The 24,150-nt window shown below is 54.2% G+C and carries 16 protein-coding genes; 9 read left to right on the top strand and 7 right to left on the bottom strand.

The genetic code is table 11. The features are described from left to right. Positions 1-60 precede the first annotated feature (60 nt). From nosZ to B0B12_RS00750, 3 genes are all read right to left on the bottom strand, one after another. Positions 61-2,100, bottom strand: a complete 2,040-nt coding sequence (nosZ, locus tag B0B12_RS00760; protein ID WP_076665612.1) for a Sec-dependent nitrous-oxide reductase — start codon at positions 2,098-2,100, stop codon at positions 61-63. A 30-nt stretch (positions 2,101-2,130) separates the two neighbouring features. Then, entirely contained in the window at positions 2,131-2,613 is a 483-nt protein-coding gene (locus B0B12_RS00755; RefSeq protein ID WP_076665611.1) for a c-type cytochrome, read from the bottom strand. Positions 2,614-2,880: 267 nt separating this feature from the next. Beyond that, positions 2,881-3,270, bottom strand: a complete 390-nt coding sequence (locus B0B12_RS00750) for a cupin domain-containing protein (protein WP_083704032.1) — start codon at positions 3,268-3,270, stop codon at positions 2,881-2,883. 188 nt (positions 3,271-3,458) lie between these two features. Between B0B12_RS00750 and B0B12_RS00745 the strand changes: the two genes are divergently transcribed. The 6 genes from B0B12_RS00745 (at position 3,459) to B0B12_RS00720 (ending at position 14,087) form a co-directional block, all read left to right on the top strand. Further along, a complete protein-coding gene (locus tag B0B12_RS00745; protein WP_244554550.1) occupies positions 3,459-3,833 on the top strand; it encodes a hypothetical protein in 375 nt (124 codons plus the stop codon). Positions 3,834-3,896: 63 nt separating this feature from the next. Then, a complete protein-coding gene (locus tag B0B12_RS00740) occupies positions 3,897-4,796 on the top strand; it encodes a transporter family protein (protein WP_076665610.1) in 900 nt (299 codons plus the stop codon). 71 nt (positions 4,797-4,867) lie between these two features. Then, positions 4,868-7,168 carry a nitric-oxide reductase large subunit gene (locus B0B12_RS00735; RefSeq protein ID WP_076665609.1) on the top strand — a complete coding sequence of 767 codons (2,301 nt, stop codon included), beginning with the start codon at positions 4,868-4,870 and terminating at the stop codon, positions 7,166-7,168. Between the two features lie 513 nt (positions 7,169-7,681). Then, the gene (locus B0B12_RS00730; RefSeq protein ID WP_170871794.1) at positions 7,682-11,413 is read left to right on the top strand and encodes a PQQ-dependent sugar dehydrogenase; all 3,732 of its coding nucleotides are present in this window, start codon (positions 7,682-7,684) and stop codon (positions 11,411-11,413) included. A gap of 162 nt (positions 11,414-11,575) precedes the next feature. Next, on the top strand, positions 11,576-12,208 hold the full coding sequence (locus B0B12_RS00725) for a hypothetical protein (RefSeq protein ID WP_076665607.1): 633 nt from the start codon (positions 11,576-11,578) through the stop codon (positions 12,206-12,208). A gap of 220 nt (positions 12,209-12,428) precedes the next feature. Continuing rightward, positions 12,429-14,087: a M28 family peptidase gene (locus B0B12_RS00720; RefSeq protein WP_076665606.1), complete on the top strand. Its 1,659-nt coding sequence runs from the start codon at positions 12,429-12,431 to the stop codon at positions 14,085-14,087. A 154-nt stretch (positions 14,088-14,241) separates the two neighbouring features. Here the strand turns inward: B0B12_RS00720 and glgP are convergent, their stop codons facing one another. The 3 genes from glgP to B0B12_RS00705 all read right to left on the bottom strand — a co-directional run bounded on the left by glgP (position 14,242) and on the right by B0B12_RS00705 (position 17,888). Next, a complete protein-coding gene (gene glgP / locus B0B12_RS00715) occupies positions 14,242-15,888 on the bottom strand; it encodes an alpha-glucan family phosphorylase (protein WP_076665605.1) in 1,647 nt (548 codons plus the stop codon). 341 nt (positions 15,889-16,229) lie between these two features. Continuing rightward, complete coding sequence (locus B0B12_RS00710; protein ID WP_076665604.1) at positions 16,230-17,099, bottom strand: pirin family protein; 870 nt, start codon at positions 17,097-17,099, stop codon at positions 16,230-16,232. A gap of 132 nt (positions 17,100-17,231) precedes the next feature. After that, positions 17,232-17,888, bottom strand: coding sequence for a response regulator (locus B0B12_RS00705; protein ID WP_076665603.1), 657 nt, complete (start codon positions 17,886-17,888; stop codon positions 17,232-17,234). Between the two features lie 486 nt (positions 17,889-18,374). Between B0B12_RS00705 and B0B12_RS00700 the strand changes: the two genes are divergently transcribed. After that, positions 18,375-18,722 (top strand): STAS domain-containing protein, encoded by a 348-nt coding sequence (locus B0B12_RS00700; protein WP_076665602.1) that lies wholly within the window; start codon positions 18,375-18,377, stop codon positions 18,720-18,722. Between the two features lie 53 nt (positions 18,723-18,775). Here the strand turns inward: B0B12_RS00700 and B0B12_RS00695 are convergent, their stop codons facing one another. Then, on the bottom strand, positions 18,776-19,654 hold the full coding sequence (locus B0B12_RS00695; protein ID WP_076665601.1) for a hypothetical protein: 879 nt from the start codon (positions 19,652-19,654) through the stop codon (positions 18,776-18,778). Between the two features lie 332 nt (positions 19,655-19,986). Between B0B12_RS00695 and cphA the strand changes: the two genes are divergently transcribed. Together cphA and B0B12_RS00685 are read left to right on the top strand one after the other, a co-directional pair. Continuing rightward, positions 19,987-22,629 (top strand): cyanophycin synthetase, encoded by a 2,643-nt coding sequence (gene cphA, locus B0B12_RS00690; RefSeq protein ID WP_076665600.1) that lies wholly within the window; start codon positions 19,987-19,989, stop codon positions 22,627-22,629. A 127-nt stretch (positions 22,630-22,756) separates the two neighbouring features. Continuing rightward, positions 22,757-23,722, top strand: a complete 966-nt coding sequence (locus B0B12_RS00685) for an isoaspartyl peptidase/L-asparaginase family protein (RefSeq protein ID WP_076665599.1) — start codon at positions 22,757-22,759, stop codon at positions 23,720-23,722. Positions 23,723-24,150: the final 428 nt, after the last annotated feature.

Genomic DNA, 24,150 nt, shown 5'->3' with positions numbered 1-24,150 from the left:
TTTAAAAATTAAGCGGAGGTCGCATGTGGGCAACCTCCGCTTGATTACCCAGTTTGAGCACTACTTGGCAGATGCTGTGCCTGGGATGTTTTGTTTCTTCTTGCCTGTTGAGAAGGCAATCGGAGTTTTGGATCCTTTAGGAGATACCCGGATGTATCCTTGCATTTCCTGGTGGAGGGCAGAGCAGAAGTCTGTGCAGTAGAAAGGATACACACCTTCTTTTTTCGGTACCCACTTCAGCGTCTGGGTGGCACCCGGCATGATCAGGGTCTCGGCGTTGTTGGCGCCCATCACTGCGAAGCCGTGTGGTACGTCCCAGTCCTGCTCCAAGTTGGTCACGTGGAAGAGTACGGTGTCGCCTACCTGCACACCTTCGATGTTGTCTGGTGTCATGTGGCTTCGGATGGCCGTCATCTTCACGCGTACCACGTTTCCTTCGCGGGTCACGCTGGCGTCAGCCTCTTTCTTCACGGCATGTGGGTGCTTGTTCTTGGCCAGGTCGTAGAACTTCACGCTGTTCGGTGCTACTTTCTCAGCTTTGATAGCCTGTGCGTAGTGCGGTTCCGCTACGGTCGGGAAGTCAAGGAGCATGCGCATTTTCTCGCCGCTGATGTCGATGAGTTGGGCAGAGTGCGACAGCTCAGGACCAGTTGGCAGGTAGCGGTCTTTGGTGATCTTGTTCATCGCTACTAGGTATTTGCCGTCTGGTGTGTGGGTGTCACCGCCAGGGATCATCAAGTGACCAACTGAGTAGTACACTGGCATTCTGTCTACTACAGTGAAGTCGCTCAGTTTCCATTTCACGATCTCAGAAGACACGAACATAGAGGTATAGGCGTTGCCTTTGCCGTCAAACTCAGTGTGCAATGGTCCGAGGCCTGGCTCTTTCACTTCCGCTTTCAGCACTGACTCGTATTTGAACACTGGGATACCGTTAATCTCGCCGTCGAACTCCTTGTTCTTGATGGCATCCTGCATCTTAGAGAAAGAGAACACCGGGATGGTGGCAGCCAGTTTACCGCTTACTACCATGTGCTCACCGCTTGGGTCTACGTCGATACCGTGCGGAGATTTAGGCGCAGGGATCAGGTACATCATGCCCGGGCAGTCTTCAGGAAGCAGGTAGCGCACTGACTTCTTGATGGTAGACTTGGCAATGTGCGAGTCCTTGTCCATTTTATTGTGGTAGTAGTAAGCTGGCATTTCCTTCGCCTTGCCTTCTGCGGCATACTTGGCAGCCAGTTTCCAGTTCACAGCAGCCAGGTAGTCGCGGTCGTTCTGGGAAGCACCCAGCTCTTTCAGCGTACCAGAGCGCTCTGTGTTATAAGTGGTGAAGAATACCCAGTCAGAAGATGGGCCTTTGCCACCGTTAGCCAGGTCGTAGTCGAAGCCAGGTACCAGGATCTGGAAATCCAGGTCCATGTCGCCTTTCTCAGGGTCTACTTTAATGAAGGAGATAGAACCGCGGAACTTGTCCTTGTACTCATCCATGCTCACGTCAGCTGTACCGCCTTTCATGTCGAGTGGCACAGAGAAACGTGTACCCGCGATCACGTACTCGTTGTTGTCAGTTGGGTAGGGCGAGCAGTGGTTACCGGCCGAGTTCGGGATCTCCATGATCTCTACTGTCTCGAAGGTGCTCAGGTCCACACGGGCCACACGTGGTGTGTTGTTACCGTTGGCGAACAACCAGCGACCGTCGGTCATACCGTTGGTGCGGGAAAGTTTCGGGTGGTGCAAGTCGTCCCATGGCACGAAACCGTGCGAGGTCATCAACATAGCTTTCGACTCTTCGCTGTAGCCGTAGCCGTTTTCAGCATGTTGCGTGAACACCGGCATGATCTTCAGCAGTCGGCCGGAAGGAAGTCCGTATACAGACATCTGTCCGTTAAAACCGCCTGACAGGAAAGAGTAGTACTCGTCGTGCTTGCCAGGTGCTACGTACACCGCCTGCGCAGCGTCAGAGGCAACACCGGCAGCCGTGGCACTACCTTCGCCAGGTCCGCTGCTGCAGCTCTGCAGGGCCGCACCACCGGCCATAGCCAGCGTGAAGGCGGCGGCAGGAGCCGCTTTTTTGAGGGTTGTGAAAATTGATTTCATCGTGGTTATGGTTTTAGCTGTTTTTTTGAATTATGAATTTTTGTCGTTCTGGCGCAGGAATTCCAGTAGGGCTCTGGCGTCAGGTTCGTTGATGTTCTGATTGGTCATCTGGGTCAGATGCTCAGCCAGCAGCTTTTTGGCGGTTGGGTCTTTCTTGGTCATCTCCTCAGGGTTGATGATCATGTTCATGATCCACTCCGGCTTTCTGTTATTTGTCACACCGGCCAGACCAGGTCCTACAACCTTCTGGTCAGACAGCTGGTGGCAGGCAGAGCACTTGCCTTCGAAAATGGATTTGCCTTCAGTGGCCAGCGCCTCGTCTATGTCGGCTCCCACTTCAACTGAGGTGATGGGTCCTATACCTTTTCCGTCATCTTCCACGGGTGCTTCAGGTGCCTGATGGGCGAGGCCTGACTCCTGTGTTGTTTCAGTTTGGGCGGTGTTGTCAGAAGAGCAGCTGTAGAATACCAGCGCAGCAAGGAAAAGTAAAGCAGCGTTTTTGATCGATTTCATGTTGGTTGTTTTTTGTTTTTGAAATTCTTGGGTTTTACTGTTTTGCAATGCGAGGGCTCAGTTCCTTGTTTGTCGCTTTGTTTTTCCAGGTGCTGATCTCCTCTTTACTGGGTACTATTTGGCTTTCATTTACAATACAAAGGTATTTTTAGTATGCTTTTTAATAAAAGACCTTTATCTCTTTTAATAGTGACCTTTGTCATCTTTTGGCCCTGGCATGTGATTATAATATGCAGTGCTTTGAATATTCTAAGTCTGATGACCTAATTAAGCCTTAGAAGGTAGCGGAGACACGGTCAGCAGGAAGGTACTTTCCTCTATCGCCTCCACACTGTGCCGCATATGCGCCTGCAGCGTGAGTAACTTTCCATTGGTAAGCTCCACGGCTCCTGCTCCTGTGATGAACTTGATCCGGCCTTGGAGTACCTGCACACTGATGGGACCCGGTGCCTGGTGAGGCTTTATCTCGGAGCCCGCCCGCATCACATTAAGCACAATGCGCAGGGTTTCGGACTTCAGGACTGTTCTGGAACCGCGACCGGTTTTCTGCCAGTTCTCCTCTCCCTTCAGTTCTTGCGCCAGCGCTGTCAGGTCCGTGGTGTGCATATGCTCGTTGCGGGGAGTGCCGGCTGGCTGTGACTTGTCGGTTTCTTTCATGTCTTTATTATCTAGAAGCGTGTTTCAGGTATAGCGTCATCTATAGCCCTGATCTTGCACAAAGGTATTTCTGACTCCTTTTCAAATAGAAGACCTTTATCTCTTTTATTAATGATCTATGTCATTTTTCTCCTTGCGCCCCGACATGACCTTTGCAGAAGTTAAAAAACGAACGGAGAGAAGATGTCATGAAACGGCTTGCTATCATAGTGTGTGTGCTGTGCGTACTGGTGCAGCCCCTGAGCAAGCAGGGCATTATGGCCGTGTATCAACTCAACAAGGCCTACATTGCCAGCGAACTTTGCGAGAACAGATTTATACCTGAATCGGACTGCCAGGGCAAGTGCCACCTCCGCAAGGAGCTGAAAAAGGACGCGGAGCGTGAAAAGGAGTCTCCCCGCCAGCAGCTAGGCGCCTTCGACATGATCGCTTTCCAGGCGGTATCACTTCCTTCGGCCCCGGCTATACCTCAAAAAGAGAAAAACGAGCACTGCCTATACCTGGCCGGTGCCTATACCTCCCCGAATTTCTCCATTTTCCACCCCCCAAGCTTCCTGGCTTAGTTCCCGACCCCGGTGCCGCTACGGTACTACCCTTTCTATTTTAAAATTTCAAGAGAACGAGTCATGAAAAAGATATTTTTAACCCTCATTGCCCTTTTATCGATCAACATTACCAGCCAGGCCTGCGACAAAGGCTGCACCATGGGCGGCAGCTACATGGGCATTTTGCCTCAATTCCATAAAAACTTTGTGGGCCTACGCTATACCACCCGCTCTTATACCACCACCGCTACGCACGGCCCTCACGTGCAGGTAACCGACGAGCATTTCGCCACCGCTGAGCTGTGGGGCCGCTTCGTGCCGGTTAAAGATGTGCAGGTCTTCGCATTCGTGCCCTACATGCTGAATGAACAGACCGGTGGCCACCATACAATCCAAAGCAGGGGCTTTGGGGATGTGACGCTGATGGCCAACTATTCGCTCATCAACACCGGCGACAAAATGGACCACAACCTGAAGCACACGCTGCAGGTGGGTGGCGGCGTGAAACTCCCCACAGGCGCCTACCGCAAACAGGAGCATGGCGAACAGCTGGCCCCCAACATGCAGCCCGGCACCGGCACCACCGACTACCTGGTGAACGGGATGTATACCATCCGCTACAAGCAACTGGGTCTGAGCAACGATGCCACCTACCGCATCAATACTGAGAACAGCAACGGTTACCGCTTCGGCAACCGCGTGAGCGCTTCTTCCAACCTGTTTTACTGGCAAAATGTGAAGGGTATTTCTCTGCTGCCAAGTGCGGGTGTGTACTACGAGCATGCCGAAGGCGACCAGTACGAAGGTGCTCCCAACCTGCAGAAGGGCGGTGACTCTTTCTTCACCAACGTGGGCCTGAGCGTGTATGTGAAGAACATCTCGGTGGGCGGCACGCTGCAACTACCAATCAGCAGTACCGAGGCGCACCACCACACCGAAGGCAATAGCCGCAGCATGATCAACCTGACTTACATGTTCTAATGAGCACGGCTTAAACTCCAGCCACTGAATTTCAAACTAATTCAACATAAACCACTTAAACCTTCCCCTTTATGAAATATAGAAATCTATGGCTGGGGTTCATTGCCGTCATTGTCGGCTCCTTCGCCGTGCTCGGGTACTACGGTATCGAGATCTACAGAGAAGCACCACCTATACCTGACAAGGTGATCACCACTTCCGGAAAAGTGCTCTTCACCGGAGAGGACATCAAGGACGGGCAGAACGTATGGCAGTCGACGGGCGGCCAGCAACTGGGCTCGGTATGGGGACACGGTGCCTACATCGCCCCCGACTGGAGCGCCGACTGGCTACACAAAGAAGCCATGTACTTCCTCGACCACTGGGCGCAACAGGAAAAAGGCGTCGTGTATGACGAGTTAGATGAAGAAACCCAGGCCATGCTGGAGGCCCGCCTGCAGAAGCAGATCCGTGCCAATACCTATGACCCGGAAACTGGTGTGCTGACCATTTCAGACCTGCGAGCTGAGGCCATCGCCGAGGTGAGCAAACATTACACTGGCTTGTTCATGAACGACCCGGCGCTGGCCAAGCACCGTGACGCCTACGCCATGAAGGACAACACCGTGGAAGACCCGGTGCGCATGGCGAAGCTCAACAGCTTTTTCTTCTGGACTTCCTGGGCCTGTGTGACCGAGCGTCCTGGCAAAAAGATCACTTATACCAACAACTGGCCTGCCGAGAAACTGGTAGCCAACGAGCCAAGCTCCGACCTCATCATCTGGACCGGCTTCTCGGTGATCATCCTGATCGCTGGTGTGGGGATGCTGGCGTACTATTATGCCTCTAACCGCGAGGAAGAGATCGACCACTCCAAACTGCCCAAGCAGGACCCACTCCTCGGCTTGACAGCCACACCGTCTATGAAAGCAACGCTGAAGTATTTCTGGATCGTGACGGCGTTGATTCTGGTGCAGGTGACGCTCGGGGTTGTTTCAGCGCACTATGGTGTGGAAGGACAGGCGCTCTACGGCTTCCCATTGGCAGAATACCTCCCCTACTCCATCACCCGTACCTGGCACGTGCAGCTGGCCATTTTCTGGATCGCGACTTCCTGGCTAGCCACTGGTCTGTACATCGCGCCTGCCGTGTCGGGCCATGAGCCGAAGTTCCAGAAACTGGGCGTGAACTTCCTCTTCGTTTGCCTGCTGATCATTGTGGCGGGTTCGCTGGCCGGGCAATGGTACGGCATCATGCAGAAGCTGGGTTATACCGAAAACTTCTGGTTCGGGCATCAGGGTTATGAGTATGTCGACCTGGGTCGCTTCTGGCAGATCTTCCTGTTAGTGGGCTTATTCCTGTGGCTGGCCCTGATGGTGCGTGCCATTCTGCCTGCCTTTAAAAACGACGTGGAAGGACGCCACCTATTGGGTATGTTCCTGATCTCGTCGGCTGCCATCGCCATCTTTTACGCCTCTGGCCTGATGTGGGGGCAACATACCAACCTGGCCATTGCCGAGTACTGGCGCTGGTGGGTGGTGCACCTGTGGGTAGAGGGCTTCTTCGAAGTATTCGCCACCGTGGTGATTGCCTTTCTGTTCGTGCGCATGGGCCTGCTCGACACCAAAATGGCCACAGCTACGGTGCTGTTCTCTACCATCATCTTCCTCTTTGGCGGAATCATCGGCACCTTCCACCACCTCTACTTCAGCGGCACACCGACTGCGGTGATGGCGCTGGGTGCGACCTTTAGTGCGCTGGAAGTGGTGCCGCTGGTGCTGATCGGTTTCGAAGCCTACCATAATTTGCAGATCAGCAAGCTCACGCTTTGGATCAAAGCTTACAAATGGCCGATCTACTCCTTCGTGGCAGTGGCTTTCTGGAACCTGGTGGGGGCCGGTGTGTTCGGTTTTGTGATCAACCCGCCGATCGCGCTCTACTACATGCAGGGCCTGAACACCACGCCGGTGCACGCCCACACGGCCCTGTTCGGAGTGTACGGCATGCTGGGGATCGGCCTGATGCTCTTCGTGCTCAAAGGCCTGTCGAAACGACGCCGCTGGAAAGACAGCGTGATCAGCTTCGCCTTCTGGTCGATTAACATTGGCCTGATTTTGATGGTACTGATCAGTGTGCTGCCGATTGGCCTGATGCAGACCTGGGCGAGTGTGGAGCACGGCCTGTGGTATGCCCGCTCCATGGAGTTTATGCAGACCGACACGATGAACATCCTGCGCTGGCTGCGTGTGGTGGGTGATACCATCTTCGCGGGTGGCGTGCTGGCCCTGGCCTGGTTCATTATCGGGCTCAAAACAGGCTGGTCGCTGGAAGAGGATGAGGATGTGATGATGCTGATGGAAGAGGACGCCCCTTCAGAAAAAGTACGCTCCTAAAACAGATTCAACCATTCTGCCAGCCGCAGTTTGAGTCTTTAACGATATACCTAAACCCTTTACTTAGCAAACCCTCATGCCTTTGGCGGAGGGTTTGTTTTTTATTTCCCCCTCCAAACTGATTTATAAAAGCGTGAGAAGCAGCCTTCACAACTGAAACTATCGCTTTATAACATCGTAAATATTAGTGTTATTTAAATAGTATATTAAACTATTTTAACAAAATAGCTACATATAAGCATACTGTTGCCCAGGGATTATTTCTCCTTAAGAAGTAATGTCCAAGCTATCAAACTCCACACCTGGCATGGAAGTCAGGTATATTACTGGCAATTCTGTTCCGCTTCTCCGCCCGAACAGCTTTTGCTCTTGTCTGCTCTCCACTTACAATCGCTTAAATCCTCCTATATGCTCCAAGCGTACAAATTCAGCGGCTTCAAAAGAAGCTGTGCCTCCTTGTGCATGCGCACTTCTTACAGCAAATTTTATCGCAAGTCCTGGTTTTTACACACATTGCTATACCTCATTCTCCTGTTGCCTTTCTCGACGGGACTTCTTGCACAGCCTTCCGGATTTACCAACGTGCAGATTGGGAGCAACTGGGATGCTGCCGTAGGCCTCACCTTCTCAAAAGACGGAAACCGGATCTATGTCTGGGAAAAAGGCGGCAAGGTATGGATCGTGGAAAACGGCCAGAAGCTGCCCACACCGCTGATCGACATCAGCGAGGAGGTGGGAAACTGGGTAGACCACGGTCTGCTGGGCTTCGCACTGGACCCCAATTTCGACTCCAACGGCTACTTATACCTGCTCTATGTGGTTGACCGGCACCACCTGCTCTACTACGGCACCGGCAGCTACAGCCCATCGGCAAACGACTTTAACAGCGCTACCATCGGCCGTCTGACCCGCTATACCGCCCGCTCATCTGATAACCGCAAAACCACGGACCTGAGCACCCGCAAAATCCTGATCGGCGAGTCGATCTCCAAAGGAATACCCATTCTGTACATGGGGCACGGAGTTGGCTCCCTCATTTTCGGGGAAGACGGCTCGCTGCTGGTTTCCACAGGCGATGCAGGCTCTGCCGGCTACGTGGACACCGGCTATGACCCGGCCAATCCGAACGACACCTATGTGCCACAGGCCATCCGCGACGGCATCATCACCGAACGCGACAACATCGGCGCCTACCGGGCGCAGCAGGTCAACTCGCTCAACGGAAAAATTTTGCGCATAGATCCCGCCACTGGCAATGGCCTGTCCTCCAACCCTTTCTATAACTCAGCTGATCCGCGGGCTCCTGCTTCCAGGGTATGGGCGCTGGGCTTCCGCAACCCCTTCCGGTTTACGATCAAGCCGGGCTCGGGAGGCGCTGGCAATCCGGGTACGCTTTATATTGGCGATGTGGGTTGGTATAACTATGAAGAAATAAACGTGGCCCCGAGACCAGGTATGAACTTCGGATGGCCCATTTACGAAGGGCTGGAGCAGCAGGAGTGGCACTTCCACCGACTCGTTTACAACACGCAGACGGCGCAAAACCCGCTCTACGGGCAGGGAGGCTGCACGCAGCAGTATTTCCTGTATAGGGAGCTTATTCTGCAGCCGCGGCGCACGACGCAACCCTACTTCGGCAACCCCTGCAACTGGAACGTGACCATACCTTCCTCCTCTTTCAGGCTGTTTGTGCACGCCCGCCCCGCCTTTGACTGGCTGCACGTGCAGAAGGGCGGTGGCTCCCGCACCGGCACCTTCAATGGAGAAGACGCCACGGTGGTGAACATCGGCGCTGCCGGTTCCCCGGTAACGGGTCCGCAGTTTGGGGGCGGCTCGGTGACGGGCGGCGTATGGTATACCGGCAATGATTTTCCGGCGCAGTATAAGAACACGTACTTCTTTGGCGATTATGTGGGCGGCTGGATCAAAACATCAACCTTTGATGCATCCGACAACCCCAAATCGATCAGCAATTTCGTCGATAATGGGGCCGCGGTGGTCGCCATCGCCACCAACCCGGTTTCAGGAGGCCTTTATTACATCAACTATGCCGCCCAGCTCCGCAAGATCAGCTACGGCGCCGGCACCAACCAGCCACCTAAGGCCTCCGCCTCGGCCGACAAGCTCTATGGTCCCAGCCCACTTACCGTGCGGTTCAGCAGCACCGGCTCTTCGGACCCAGAAGGACAAGCGCTTAAATACGAGTGGAATTTCGGCGACGGCACGGCTGTGTCCACCGAGGCGAACCCAAGCCATACCTTCAACGCGACCGGACTTGCCACTTACCAGGTAACGCTTAAAGTGACAGATACGGGAGGCCTCAGCACAACAGCAAACCTGACCATTTCAGTGAACAACACACCTCCTACGGTGCAGATCACCAGCCCGGCTGCCGGCACCAAATACCCGATGACGCAGAACACCGTGTACAAACTGGCAGCAAACGTATCGGACAAGGAGCACGCGGCAACCCAGCTGAAATACGAATGGCAGACGGTGCTGCATCACAACACCCACACCCACCCCGGCGCCATCGACACGAACCCGGCCACTTCGGCGACCATCACGCCAGTCGGCTGCGACGGGGAAACCTACTTCTACCGGATCAACCTGAAAGTGACCGACCCTGCTGGTTTGTCGACCGCAACTTTTGTGGACCTCTACCCCGATTGCGGCACCGCCACCACCAAACCGGTTGCCATTTCTTCGCCTGCCAACAACTCCTCTTTTGCCGCCGGCAGCAATGTGGAGCTGAAGGTGACCTTCACGGACCTGGCCCGCACCTGGACGAAAGTCGAATACCTGGCTGGCACCACCGTGATTGGCAGCTCGACCACCCAGCCATTCAACTTTACCTGGCGACCCACCACGGCTGGTAGCTACAGCATTACTGCCCGGGCCACCGACAGCGGCGGGCACACTTCTACCTCCAACCCGATCACGGTCAACATTACGGGCACGACTACGCCTGGCACTGGCAAGATCACGCGGGAATACTGGGCCAACGTGCACGGAACGAGTGTAGCGGCCATACCTGTTAGCAGTACGCCTACCAGCGTGAGCGAACTCACCAGCTTTGAGGCGCCCTCGCATGTGGGTACCAATTACGGTCAGCGGGTGCGGGGCTACATCACGGCCCCAGCTTCAGGGCAGTATACCTTCTGGATTGCGGCAGACGACTTTGCAGAACTGTGGCTGAGCACAACCGACAACCCAGCCCAGAAAGTGCGCATCGCCTCCGTACCGGGCTGGACCAACGAGCGCGAGTGGACCAAATCGCCGAGTCAGCAATCTGTTAAGATCACGCTCGAGGCGGGCAAGCGCTACTACATCGAGGCGCTGCACCTGGAGGGAGGCGGCGGCGACCATCTGGCCGTAGGCTGGCAGTTGCCGAACAGCACTTTGGAGCGCCCTATACCAGGCAACAGACTCTCGCCTATTGGCAGCACACCTCCAACTGCTAGCGGCAAGATCACGCGCGATTACTGGGCAAGCGTGTATGGTACGAGCGTAAGCGCCGTGCCCGTCAACAGCACCCCTACCTCCACCACAGAGCTGAGCATATTTGAGGCGCCCGTTAACGTGGGCACCAATTACGGCCAGCGCATTCGGGGTTATGTGACGGCTCCCGCCTCTGGCCAGTATACCTTCTGGATTGCAGGCGATGATGTGGCCGAGCTATACCTGAGCACGTCGGAAAGTCCGGCCCAAAAAGTGCGCATCGCCTCGGTGCCCGGTTGGACCTATGAACGGGAATGGACTAAATCGCCAAGCCAGCAGTCAGCCAAAATTACCTTGGAAGCAGGCAAGCGCTACTACATAGAAGCAGTGCACCTGGAGGGGGGCGGCTCCGATCACCTGGCGGTGGGCTGGCAGTTGCCGAACGGAACGCTCGAGCGCCCTATACCGGGTAGCAGGCTCTCACCCTATACCTCGGCAGGTATAGCGGCCACATCTATGCAGGCTGTAAACGGCTCCCAGTTACGTCAAGAGCTCAGTGTGTACCCTAATCCTTTCAGGGAAGAATTGACCCTGCTGCTGCCCTCCGGCATGGCGGAAGTGCAGGAGCTGCGCATCTTCGACATGGCAGGCCGGCAGGTATACCGCTCGGCTGCGGCGGTGAACGTTGGGGATGGTAAGCTGGAGCTTGACCTTTCGCCGCTCAAGCTGAACGCGGGCATCTACATGCTCTACTGCACCGATCGGCAAGGTGCATCTTACAAAGTAAAACTCTCTAAGCGCTGATTCTCAGCAACGCTTCAACTACAGCCCAGCACCATTTTCTTAGCGAATGGTGCTGGGCTGTTTTCTGGGTATACCTGGCCTATTTTTCGCGTTCTCTTGCCCTACCGCCACACAGGTATGCCGTATACCCTTAGTTCAGTTATCAAACCAAAACAACACCATATGGGCATCAAGAAAATAGTCGATAAAGTAAAAGAGGAAATCAACGTGCTGAAGGGCGACGAATCCAAAGACAAGCTGTACCGGAATGAGCAGGATTACCCGGACGTAGCCAGTGCGCGGGCGGCATTTGAGAAATCGAAGAAGAAGCTTTTTAACGTGAACGGCTGGTCGAAACTGGAGGGCATCAACTCCACTTTTGAGCTGCACGACGACCGGGGGCGGAAGTCGATGGCGGAAATACCGGAAATAGGGTACTTTGTGAAGATCACGCTGCCGGCTTCCAACGTGGAGAACTGGGTGAACATTTCCAGCATCCGCGTGGAGGACGATCTGGCGGAATTCACGGTACATCCCAGCGAAAAGCCCAATCCGCCAGCAGACGAAGAAGCGGTGACCGAGCATTTTTTCACCAAAGAGGCCAGCAGTACGTTTCGGGTAGAGCTGCAAGGCACCAAACTGATTGCCTCTGAGATAGGGCAAAATGAGTACATCAACAACCAGGGCGAAGAGTCCGGCAGCCGCTCCGTGCTGAACACCCTGATCGCGGAAGGTGGTTGGGCCGGTTTCCAGGGACTGCAGTGGGACAAACTCACCGGTTACCTGGTGCATCAGGAGGAAGCGAAAGCCGAATAAAGCATATCCATTGCCACCAACAGAAGGTATGAAAATCCTGAGCCTGCTGCTTTTCCTGACCTTGCTTGCTGTGCTGACCTTATACCTGAGGTGGGCCGAGCGAAAGAAATCCCGTAGGAAACAGCCTCCAAAGCTCTAACCTATACCTGATGACCAAGTATAGGTTAGGCGCTATACCTACATTTGTCTTATATTTGGTGACTAAACCAAACTGATCTGAATGAAACGCTTTTTGTTCCTGGCCCTTTCCTGCGGCCTTTTGCTGCAAGGGAGTGCCGCTGCCCAGTCGCTGGCGCTCGACAAACCTGTCGAGAAATCGCTTAAAAAAGTAAAACCAAACGATATAAAGGCCCACATCACGTACCTGGCCGATGACCGTCTGTTGGGCCGCAAGCCTGGCACCGAGGGTTACCAGATGGCCGTGGACTATGTGGTGGAGCACTACAAAAAAGCAGGTATAGAACCCGGCGGTGAGAATGGCACTTACCTGCAGCTCGTGCGCCTGCGCCAATCGTTCCCGGGCAAAGAGGCCAGCATGACCCTTGCGGACTCCATGGGCTCAGAAATACAGCTGACTTACAACAAAGATTTCTCGGTATACCCACACGCCGAGGAGCCTGAAGTAAGCCTGGAGGCCCCGCTGGTGTTTGCCGGCTACGGCATCAGCGCCCCCGACTTGGATTATGACGATTACGCAGGTATAGACGTGACTGGCAAAATTGTGGTCGTGCTACGTGGCGCCCCTGCCAGCTTCCCCTCTACTGTGTCGGCCTACAGCCGCGACATGATGACGGTGCTCAAGACGGCCGCTGAAAAAGGCGCTGTAGGCGTGATCGTGGCATCAGACAATCCGAAGGCCGGCGTTGTGAGCCAGGACCGCGGTACTTACAGCGTGATGGACCCGAACGGAAAAGTAGCCGTTTCGCGCAACTATGTGTCGGACAAGATCCGGGTGCTGGCCAGCATCAGCGGTGCTACTTTCGAGCAGCTGCTGAAAGGAACAGGTATAGAAATGGCCAAACTGGGCGATCAGCTCAAGCAGGGCAAACCCGCTTCTGCCCCACTCGCCCATAGCTTGCGCACGCGCTATACCTCCAACTACAAGGACTTTGAAAGCCACAACGTGATCGGCAAAATCACGGGCTCTGACCCGCAGTTGCAGAACGAATATGTCGTGCACAGCGCCCACCTCGACCACGTAGGGATAGGCCGTCCCGTGAACGGCGACTCGATCTATAATGGGGCGCACGACAATGCCTCCGGCGTGGCCAGTGTGCTTGAGATCGGAAAGGTATACTCCAGGCTGAAAGAAAAGCCGAAGCGTTCGATCCTCTTGGTAATGGTAACGGCCGAGGAAATGGGTCTGCTGGGCTCAGCCTACTTTGCTCGCTTCCCAACAGTGCCGAGAGAGCAAATCGTGGCCAACATCAACACCGACATGCCGACCATCATTGCGCCACTTCTGTCGGTGGTGGGGCTGGGCGCCAACCACTCTACGCTGGAAAATGAAGTAGCCGCCGCCGCACAACATCTGGGCATGACGGTGGAGGAAGACCCGGAGCCAGAACAGATGCGCTTTATCCGCAGCGACCAGTACAGCTTCGTGATGCAAGGTATACCTGCCCTGCACATCAAGTATGGCAACAAAACCAAGGACGGGCAGAACAATCTGAACAAACAGGTAGAACAGTGGCGCAAGGTGCACTATCATCTGCCACAGGACGAAGTAACCAGCACGTTCGATTTTGACGCCGGCAAAAAATACGTGCAACTGAATTTCCTGATCAGCTACCAGGTAGCCAACACAACCGAGCGTCCAAGCTGGAAACCAGGTGACTTTTTCGGCAGCCGATTTGGAAAAAGAATGAGTAATGAGTAATGACGAATGAGTAATTTGTAGTAGTATTAAGTAGTTACTAAAAGGGGAAGCGGAATGAATATTTATTATTCGTTCCGCTTCCCCTTTTATTCGTCAATCATCTTTACTTATGTGAATTATTCATTAGTCATTCATCATTATTCATTAAAAACTGTCAATACATCTGCTCGTAGTACTGGTGCGCCATGCGGTCTGAGTCGAAGAAAGGCATTACGTCGCGCATGCTCTGCTTCACGATATTCATCCACTTGCCGCGGTCGTTGTAGTAGGTCGGGATGACCTCGTTTTCCAGAATGTTCATCAGGTTTTTGTGGTCAATCTCGTCCTGCATCGAATCTGGCAGGCTGGTGTCAACCACTGGCAGCACGTAGCTGTTCTCGCCGTGTCGGGCAAACTCTGGCAGCCAGCCGTCCAGCACCGACAGGTTCAGGGCGCCGTTCATCGCAGCCGTCATGCCGCTTGTGCCGGATGCTTCGCGCGGTCGGCGCGGCGTGTTGAGCCAAACGTCCGCCCCCTGCTTTAGCTTGCGCGACAAACCGATCTCATAACCCGTCAGCACTGCAAAGTTTTTGCGCTGATGTGACAAGTGTACCAGGCTGTTGAACACGCTCACCGCACCCTCGTCAAAAGGATAAGGCTTGCCTGCCCAGATGACCTGCACCGGCCGGGACTCATTCGAAATCATGTCGAAGAAGCGTTCAATATCATGCACCAGCAGGTCGGCCCGCTTGTAGGCGGCAAAGCGGCGAGCCCACACCACGGTCAGCACGTCTTTCCGGAACAGCTTGCCAGTTTGGTCAGCCACTATGTCGAACAGCTCCTGTTTCATGTCGGATTTTCGCTGGATCAGGGCTTGGTTATCGTCACGCTCCAGGGCCTGGCGCATCGAGTTGTCCATCCAGAAACGAGCGTTCTGGGCATTGGTGATGGCCTTGATCTCGCACACGTTTTCGTTTTCGTACCACATGTCGCGCGCCACCTGCCCATGCAACTGCGACACGCCGTTGGCAATTTTAGCAATCCGTAAGGCTGCCAGGGTATAGTCGAAGAAATTGCCGTGCATCCCCGTCAGGTGACGGGCTTCTTCCAGGGAGGTATTGTTGAAGAAAGACATCTTGTTGAGAAGGTGGATGTCGTGTACCTCGTTACCGGCTTTTTCGGGGGTGTGGGTCGTGAATACGATGCGCTTCCGCATGTCGTCAGCGTTCCCAAATTTCTCGTGCAGGTAAAAAGCCAGTGGCAGGGCGTGCCCCTCGTTCATGTGGTAAATATCGGCTCCGCCCAGTTCCTCTACCACCTTGGCACCGGCTATACCTAACACAATGCTCTGCGCGATGCGGGTCGAAGGTTCCTTGTCGTACAGGTGGAAAGTGATGGTGCGCGCCAGGTGGTCGTTCTCCGGAATGTTGGTGGTCAGGAAATACATCGGCACTGTTCCAAACACCTCGGGGCGCAGCACCAGGGCCTTCACTTTTACCGGGTGACCGTTCACGTTCACCGTCACCATGATGCCGGAGTCCTCCAGGTAGGTATAGTACTTCTTCTGAAACTGCACCCGCATGGTCTGGTCGTCGTTGCGGATCTGGTCGTAGTAGCCGTATTTCCAGAGTATACCGATACCGATCATGTTCTGACGAAGGTCGTGCGCGCTGCGCATGTGCGAACCGGCCAGGAAACCCAAACCGCCCGAGTAGGTCTTGAGCGCCTGGTGTATGCCGAACTCCATGCTGAAATAAGCGACACGTTTCTGATACTTCTCATTGATCTCGTAGGGGTGATACCACTTGCTGTATACTTTCATATTTAAATGCTACTTTTATGATGAACACCGACTGGCCAGTGTTTGATTTTAGTTAAGTATTGACAGCTGCAAAGCTAGAACCCGGATATAGATAGTACAAAAATTATCAAAATCTCATACCTGATTTTAATTTCAATCCAAACCAGACTGCCTTTCTGTACAATTCCATTCAAAATGGGCTCCACTACAGCCACTGTCCTAAAAAATGACCAAGTACAATATACTCACATCAGGCGCAAAGTGATACGGTTAATTTTACGGCGACCGGCAAACACACTAAAAAGGCCCTTCCGTCCGGAAAGGCCTTCTATCTTTGCGAGTATTGTTCCAGCGCAGGACAGCTAGTCAAACAGCATCCCCATTTTGCCCATCTGGTAATCGCGCATGGCCTGCATCACTTCGGTCTGCGTGTTCATCACGTAGGGTCCGTGCATGGCCAGTGGTTCATCCAATGGCTTTCCTGACAGCAACAGCAGGCGTGTGGTTTGGTGGGCGGTGATCGTGCAGGTTTCGCCATCCTTGTTCAGGAGCGCCAGGTGTAAACCATCAATCAGGCCATAGCCATCCAGCATGATTTGTCCGTCGAGCAGGTATAGCATGGCGTTATGGTCAGCGGGTATAGGTAGGGTGCACTGGCCACTGGGCTGCAGGGTGAGGCGAAGCGCCATGACGGGGCTCGGCGTGTCTACAGGTCCTCGAAGGCCCTTGCACTCTCCTGCTACCACCGCGATTTGCACGCGTCCTTCGTCTTCCGTCATAGTGGGGGTGTCTTCGGCATGCAGGGCAAAATAAGCAGGCTGTTCCATTTTAAGCGCCCTCGGTGTGTTCACCCATACCTGCACCATCTCCTGCACGCCTCCCTGCACTTGCATGTCGAGCGGGGGGCGCTCGCTGTGCACAATTCCCCGGCCGGCATGCATCCACTGGGTGCCTCCGGCATACACCACACTGTCGTTGCCGCGTGAGTCGCGGTGGTGCACGCCGCCCTGGTACACAAAGGTAACCGGCGAAAAACCCCGGTGCGGATGCGGGTCTACCCCCAACTTATAAGGATAGTCGGATGGCAGGACAGTAGTGGTATGGTGATGCAGTAGCAGAAAAGGATCGTGCTGCTCTACCTGATGGGTGGGCAGTGGCTGCCGCATTGGCAGGCCACCCATGTCTATTTCTTCAGCAAAAAGGAGTCTTGCGACGGTACGGTTCTGCGGCATGGCGTATTGGGCGATGGTTCTGTATCAGGATACGAAAATACCGCCTTTTCGGAATTTTGCTATACCTGAAAAAACAGGGGGATGAACTAACACCCTGAAAATGCGCCCGCACAAAGCGTATGCTTCGGTTTGTCAGAAAATCAGGCCACGTTGCAAGGCGTATTTGATCAGCGCCGCCGAATTACGGGCTTTTGTTTTGTCGAGCAGGTTCTGGCGGTGGGTTTCAACAGTGCGCTTGCTCGTGAAAAGTTTTTCAGCAATCTCTGCGTTGGTATAGCCTTCCCCGATCAGCGACAGCACCTCCAGTTCGCGCTTGGAAAGCTCGCGGTGTGCTTCCCCATGTCCGTTTGTTGCAGGCACCTCAGCAGGCAGCTGTCTCACTTTGCGCAGCAACTCCAGCGTCACATCCGGGCTGATGTAGCGGCAGCCCTGGGCAATCAGTTGCAGGGCGCAGCATAACTCTTCTTTCCCCGCATTTTTCAATATATAGCCTGAAGCGCCGAGCTCCATCATGCGGTGCACGTACTTTTCGTGGCTTAGCATCGAGAGCACTACCACCTTAAGTTCAGGATAGTTTTTGAGGATTTGTTCAACTGCATCAAATCCATCCATTCCTGGCATGCTGATGTCCATGAGCACGATATCGGCGTCAATTCCGGGCAAAATGTCCATCAATTCGCTGCCACTGGCAGCTTCACCTACCACCCGTATGGCGCCGTTGTCCTGCAGCAAAGCTTTCAGGCCATCACGCACAATTTTGTGGTCATCAGTGATTATAAGGTTTATCATGTCTTAAGTTTGATTCAAAGGTCCTAAACGGCCTCTCCGTCCGGCAATTCCAGGGTAAGGATATCTGGGAAAAGCCTGGTTTTATGTCAAGAAGTTCAGATGGACTGCCACCCGCCTGTGCAAAATTCAGGCAAAAGCCCCATCTACCGACAATTTTCATCATAAATAACCGAATGTACAATTACAGCCGACTTACATACCAGTCAAAATCGATGCATTTGTAAAAAATCAGTATTTTCTGCAATGATGTGTACGTATTTACTACGAATCTAAATGGAATTATACAATCTGTATACCTAGGATGGGAGGAAGCGCATAGAAAGGAATATTTTTCTTATACCTTTGAGAGGCATACGCCTCAGCGGCGGGACAGCCCGAAGCGCTTTTTTTCGTATGAGAGGCAATAACCTGGACCGATCAACTTTACACGGGATGCAAACCGCCCTGCGGGCCCGATTATCGGTCATAAAAGGAGAAAAACGATAGATGAAAACTTTTAGCGTTACGACAGACACGATCGGAAAAGGGGCGCTGCTACGCTTCAAGGGAGAACTCGACGCCAGTTCGTCTGTATACGCTGACAATGCACTGGAAGAGGCCATTGCCGCTTCTTCGGGCTTTGTGCTGATCGAGTGTGGCGAACTGACTTACATCTCCTCGGCTGGACTGGGTGTGCTGCTGGCCGCCTTCCAGGCCTGCAAGCTGAAGGAAATGGAGCTGGTGATGGTGAACATGCAGCCGAAGATCCGAAACGTGTTTGAGATCCTGGGCCTCGACCGCCTGATCAAGTCAGCGCAAACTGTGGAGGATGCCAGACAGCTGATTGCCAAATAAACGAAAAAGGGACTACAGCCTGTAGTCCCTTTTTCGTTTCAAAGATGAAGTTGCTAGCTGTTCCGGTCGCTGCCGTAGTTTTGGTCCGGCTGTCCGCGGCGCAATTGCTCGTGGCGGGAGTACTCGTAGTCGGTGTTGCTGTAACCTCCCGTGCTTCCCATGGCGTTGCCTGTGCCCCTGTTGCTTTGACCCGAGCTTCCGCTAAAATCACGTTGCGAACCGCTGTCTGCCCGGTAGCCGGCAGTGCCTGTCTCGCTGTATGGTCCGCCACTCCAGGGTCCGGCCCCACTCTCAAAATAGCCACCTCCCATAGAGCCCGAGCCTCCGCTGCCATAATCAGAGCCCCGCGGAAAGCCCATCGAGCTGCGGCCATAGCCCGCCGGTGTGTCTCCGTAGCCGGTAGAGCTTCCATAATCGCGTTGCGAGCTGCCATAGCCGGAATATCCAGAAGCTCCGTACTCTCCCCCGCCAGAACCGGTTCCGTAAAGTGAGCCGCTGCGGCCATAGCCGCTGCCTTCCTGCCACTGGTCGCGCTGCTGCGAGGAAGCTCCATAGTCCGACATGCGGCCACTGTAACCACTGCTGGCCCAGCCTTGTCCGGATTGGGAAGCCCTGCCATGATGGCCGCCTTCCGAACTTTGCGGGCTATACCTGCCCAACTGTGACTGTCCGTAAGGGCTACTTTCCTGACGGTTTCCGGAGGCCTCTGAACCATAAGATGACGAGCGGTATCCTCCCTGGTCGTGTTCGCCTGAATAAGGGTGATGCGAACTGCTTCTGCGACCTTGGTCTTCCTCATCTCCGGTCATACGCTCCCAGGCATTGCTGATTCTATCGCCCATCCGGTCGAAAAAACCCTGGCCCTCATGTTGGGAGCGCTCATGACTGCGGTAGCCTCCCTTACCAAAGTCATCCTGATAATCTCTTGCCATAGCTCGTTTATTAATATAATTATAGAACTTACTTAATATTAGATTAGACAAAAACCCAGTTATTAAACGACTTAGCTAGGGGGAGGTTGTAGGATTGACAGGTTACCCGTATTCGTTCACCCAAAAGGCGTACTAATACGGAGGCCAGGCTCGTAGTAAACACTTCCTACTTTTGGTGTGCAATGTCTAAACTACTCATTTTTAAGTAAATCACATCTTATTCGCTGTGCTTGCGTTCCCCCAAATGCTGCCTAATCCGTACAAAACTTATGCATAGCCCTCGTGGCACATGACCTGTTTTAGACAGGCTCAAAACTGAAGCGTGAAAGCAAATGAAAATACTTGAACTGAGGATCATGCGCGGACCTAACTACTGGTCCATCAAGCATCCTAAAATCATCGTTCTGAAGCTCGATCTTGAGGGTTTGCAGGACGTTCTCACCAACGAGGTACCACAGTTTCCGGAGCGGCTGGAAAAACTGTTCCCGGGCATGTATGAGCATCGCTCCTCGAAAGGAACACCAGGCGGCTTTTTCAAGCTCGTGCGCGAGGGTACCACGTTTAGCAAGGTAGTGCAGCACATTGCGCTCGAGCTGCAAACACTGGCCGGTATGGACAGCGGCTACGGAAGGCGCTACGCCGGCCCCGCGCCCGGTGTAGACTATGTTCTGTTTTCCTACCAGCAGGAACGCGCCGGCGAGTATGCGGCCCACGCAGCCGTGCGCATTGCCGAGCTGATGGCCCGGGGAAAGAAGCCCAGCATTGTGCAGGACATCGTTAAACTGCACCAGATCCGGGAGGACGAGTACTTTGGACCGAGCACCGAGGCGATTGTGAAGGAAGCCGTGAACAGGGGCATACCGTATATCAACAACCACCGCAGCGGACTCATCCAGCTGGGCTACGGCATCCACCAGAAGCACATCCAGGCGGCCATGACGTCGCGCACCTCTTTCTTTGCGGTGGAGAATGCAGGCAACAAGAACGCCACCAAGCTCATTCTGGAAGACGCAGGTATACCTGTTCCGCAGGGCAGTATTGTACTCGATGCCGATGAGATGGAGGAAGCTATAGAACAACTGGGCTACCCAGTGGTGGTAAAGCCGCTGGACAGCAACCAGGGGAAGGGCGCCACCATTAACATCCATACCTGGAAAGAAGCCTTGCGGGCCTTGACGGAGGCCCAGCGTTACTCTAAAAAGGTGATGGTGGAGCAGTTCATCACAGGCGACGATTACCGCCTGCTTGTCATCAATGGCAAGTTCACGGCAGCCGCCAGGCGCACGCCCGCCATGGTCACCGGCAACGGCATCTCGACCATACAGCAACTGGTGAAGGAAGTGAACAAAGACCCCCGCCGCGGTATAGGCCACGAAAAGGCGCTCACGCACATCAAAATAGACAGACATTCCCGCAGCATTCTGAAAGAGAGAGGCCTGACGCTACAGTCGGTGTTGCCTGCTGGTGAAGTGCTATACCTGAAAAGCACGGCCAACCTGAGCACAGGCGGCACGGCTACCGATGTAACGGACCTCGTACACCCTTACAATGTGCTGATGGCAGAGCGCATCGCCGGCATCATCGGGCTCGACGTGTGCGGCATTGACGTGATGACCACCGACATTGCTATACCTTTGCCCGAGACGCGCGGTGCCGTGATTGAAGTGAATGCCGCTCCCGGCCTGCGCATGCACATCTCCCCTACCGAGGGCCTGCCCCGCAACGTGGCCGAACCGATCATCAACATGCTTTTCCCGCACGGCCACCCGACCCGTATTCCAATCGTGGCCATCACGGGCACCAACGGCAAAACCACCACCACCCGCCTGGTAGCCCACCTGCTCAAGTTCAAAGGCTACCAGGTAGGTTATACCACCACCGACGGCATTTACATACAGGACAAGAAGATCATCAAAGGCGACACCACCGGTTCGTATAGCAGCGAGTTTGTGCTCAAAGACCCTACCGTGAACTATGCTGTGCTGGAGTGCGCGCGGGGTGGTATGCTGCGCACGGGCCTGGCCTTCCGGCAGTGCGACATTGGCATCGTAACCAACGTGTCGGCCGACCACCTGGGGCTGGGTGACATTAACACGGTAGAGGAAATGGCCGAGGTGAAAGCCGTGGTGCCACGCACGGTATGCCAGAATGGTTATGCCGTGCTCAATGCGGACGATGACCTGGTGTACGAAATGGCAACCGCCCTTTCCTGCAAAGTAGCCTTCTTCAGCCTGGACGAGGACAATCCGCGCATCCTGCAGCATATCAGCAAGGGCGGACTGGCCGCTGTGCTCGAGAACGGGTATATCTCCATCTTCAAAAACACCTACAAGATCAGGGTGGACCGTGTGGCCGACATTCCGCTTACTTTCGGGGGCCGTGCCCGCTTCAACATCCAGAACGTGCTGGCGGCTACGCTGGCCGGATACATCAGCCATTTTGAGATAGCCGAGATCCGGACTGCCCTGCGCACTTTTATACCTTCGGCCGAAACCACGCCGGGCCGCATGAACCTCTTCAAGCTGCCCCGCTACGAAGTGCTCATCGACTATGCCCACAACATTGCGAGCATGGAGGCCATCGCCGACTTTGTCGACAATGTGCAGGCTACATACAAGATCGGCATCATTGCGGGTGTGGGCGACCGGCTGGAATCTGACACGATTGAGATCGGGCGCATTGCAGCTGAGACCTTCGACGAGATCATCATCCGGCAGGACAAAGACCTGCGCGGACGATCCGGAGAGGAGATCAACGGTTTGCTCAAGCAGGGCATCATGTCGGTAAAGCCTGATATGAAAGTGACAGAGATAAATGTGGAGAGCCGCGCCCTGGCCCATGCCATGGAGTACGCGCCTGAGGGTTCCTTCATTGCGCTGTTCTCCGAAGACATTCCGGAGTCTGTGAAGATGGTGGAGAGTTTCCGCATCATAGAGCACCGGCGTATCTCTTCACTCGAAAAGGATTCATTCTAGAGCAGCTTTCCCTTCCGGCGCCTTCCCTAAAAACAATTGTTAGACGCCGGTCCAAAGGAAAGTGAGCTGCAGATAATAGAACAAATAGCCTCCGCATTCCGGAGGCCCACGATGCATTAGAACAAACATGAAAAAATTTGCGATTGCGATTCACGGCGGGGCAGAAACGATTAAGCCCAGCGAAATTGACAAGAAGAAGGAAGAAGAGTATAGAAGAGGTTTGGCGGACGCGCTGAAAGCAGGGTATGACGTACTGGAAAAAGGCGGCAGCGCCCTGGATGCAGTCGAGGCGGCCGTCAACAGCCTGGAGCGTAACCCGGTGTTCAATGCTGCCCGAGGCGCCAGCCTGACACAGCGCGGCGAGACTGAGTTCGACGCCGCCATCATGGACGGCAACACCCTCCGGGTGGGAGCTGTGGGTGCCGTTCGCTATGTGCAGCACCCGATCAGTCTGGCGAAAGTGGTCCTGCAAAAGTGCGACCATTGCCTGCTGGTGGGTACCGGTGCCGAAGAATTTGCCCTTGCCAACAACCTCCCCCTGAAAGCCCCGGAATACTTTGTGACGCCTGAGAAAAAAGAGGCCTGGCTTGACAAGCAGCAGGAAAGAGCCGTAAAGAAAAGGCAACCCGGCTCTATGTCCGACACGGTGGGCGCCGTAGCCCTGGACATGAACGGCAACCTGGCAGCCGCTACCTCTACCGGCGGTCTGACTGATCAGCTCAAAGGCCGCGTCGGAGATTCGCCCATCATTGGCGGAGGCACTTTTGCCAACAATGAGGCATGTGCCGTGAGTTGTACTGGTGAGGGAGAGGCGATTATGCGCGGGGTGCTCGCCCATGAGGTATACGCCATGATGAAATATGCCGGCAACTCCTTGCAGGCAGCCACCGACAAGGCGATTGAGTTACATGCCGATAAACTGCAGGGCGACCGGGGTATTTTGTCGATGGACAACACCGGGAAAGTAGCCTTCGGCTTTAATACCGGCTTTATGAAACGGGGCTACCAAGCAGCAGATGAAGAACCTTTTGTGGCCCTGTGGGAGTCTGAAAAGATCAGGAAACCAGCTAAGCTGAAGGAGATGGAAAAATAGCCCGGAGCGATGTGCTGCTATACCTATTAGGTCCTGACCGTATACCTTTGTGGGCGTATGGTCAGGGCTTTTGCTTTTGGGACAAGGTATAGATTTTCAGGCAGGTATAGCAGTAAACACGACAGGTATAGCCGCTCTATGCACGGTTCAAATATATCATCCTGTGTGCGTAAATTACCCCACACACGCTCCGGAAAGGTCGCGACCTTTCCCTACAAACCAAATTTACGTTGTCCTGGATTTGTAGAACGTGAGAGCGCTTATTGAGAAATACCGAGGAAAATTACTGTTTAGCCAAAGCCCCTATTTGCTATACCTACCTGAGCAGCATCGCAAACTAATATGACCTAGCCTCCCACCCCATCCTGCAAACGCTGCACTGAAATTTCACCCCATTAAATTTTAAAAAATTTATTTACCCTCAGTAC

Source organism: Pontibacter indicus, from assembly GCF_900156345.1.
GTDB lineage: Bacteria > Bacteroidota > Bacteroidia > Cytophagales > Hymenobacteraceae > Pontibacter > Pontibacter indicus.
The sequence above is the reverse complement of the archived record's forward strand: the minus strand, read 5'-3'. Positions and strand labels throughout refer to the sequence as shown.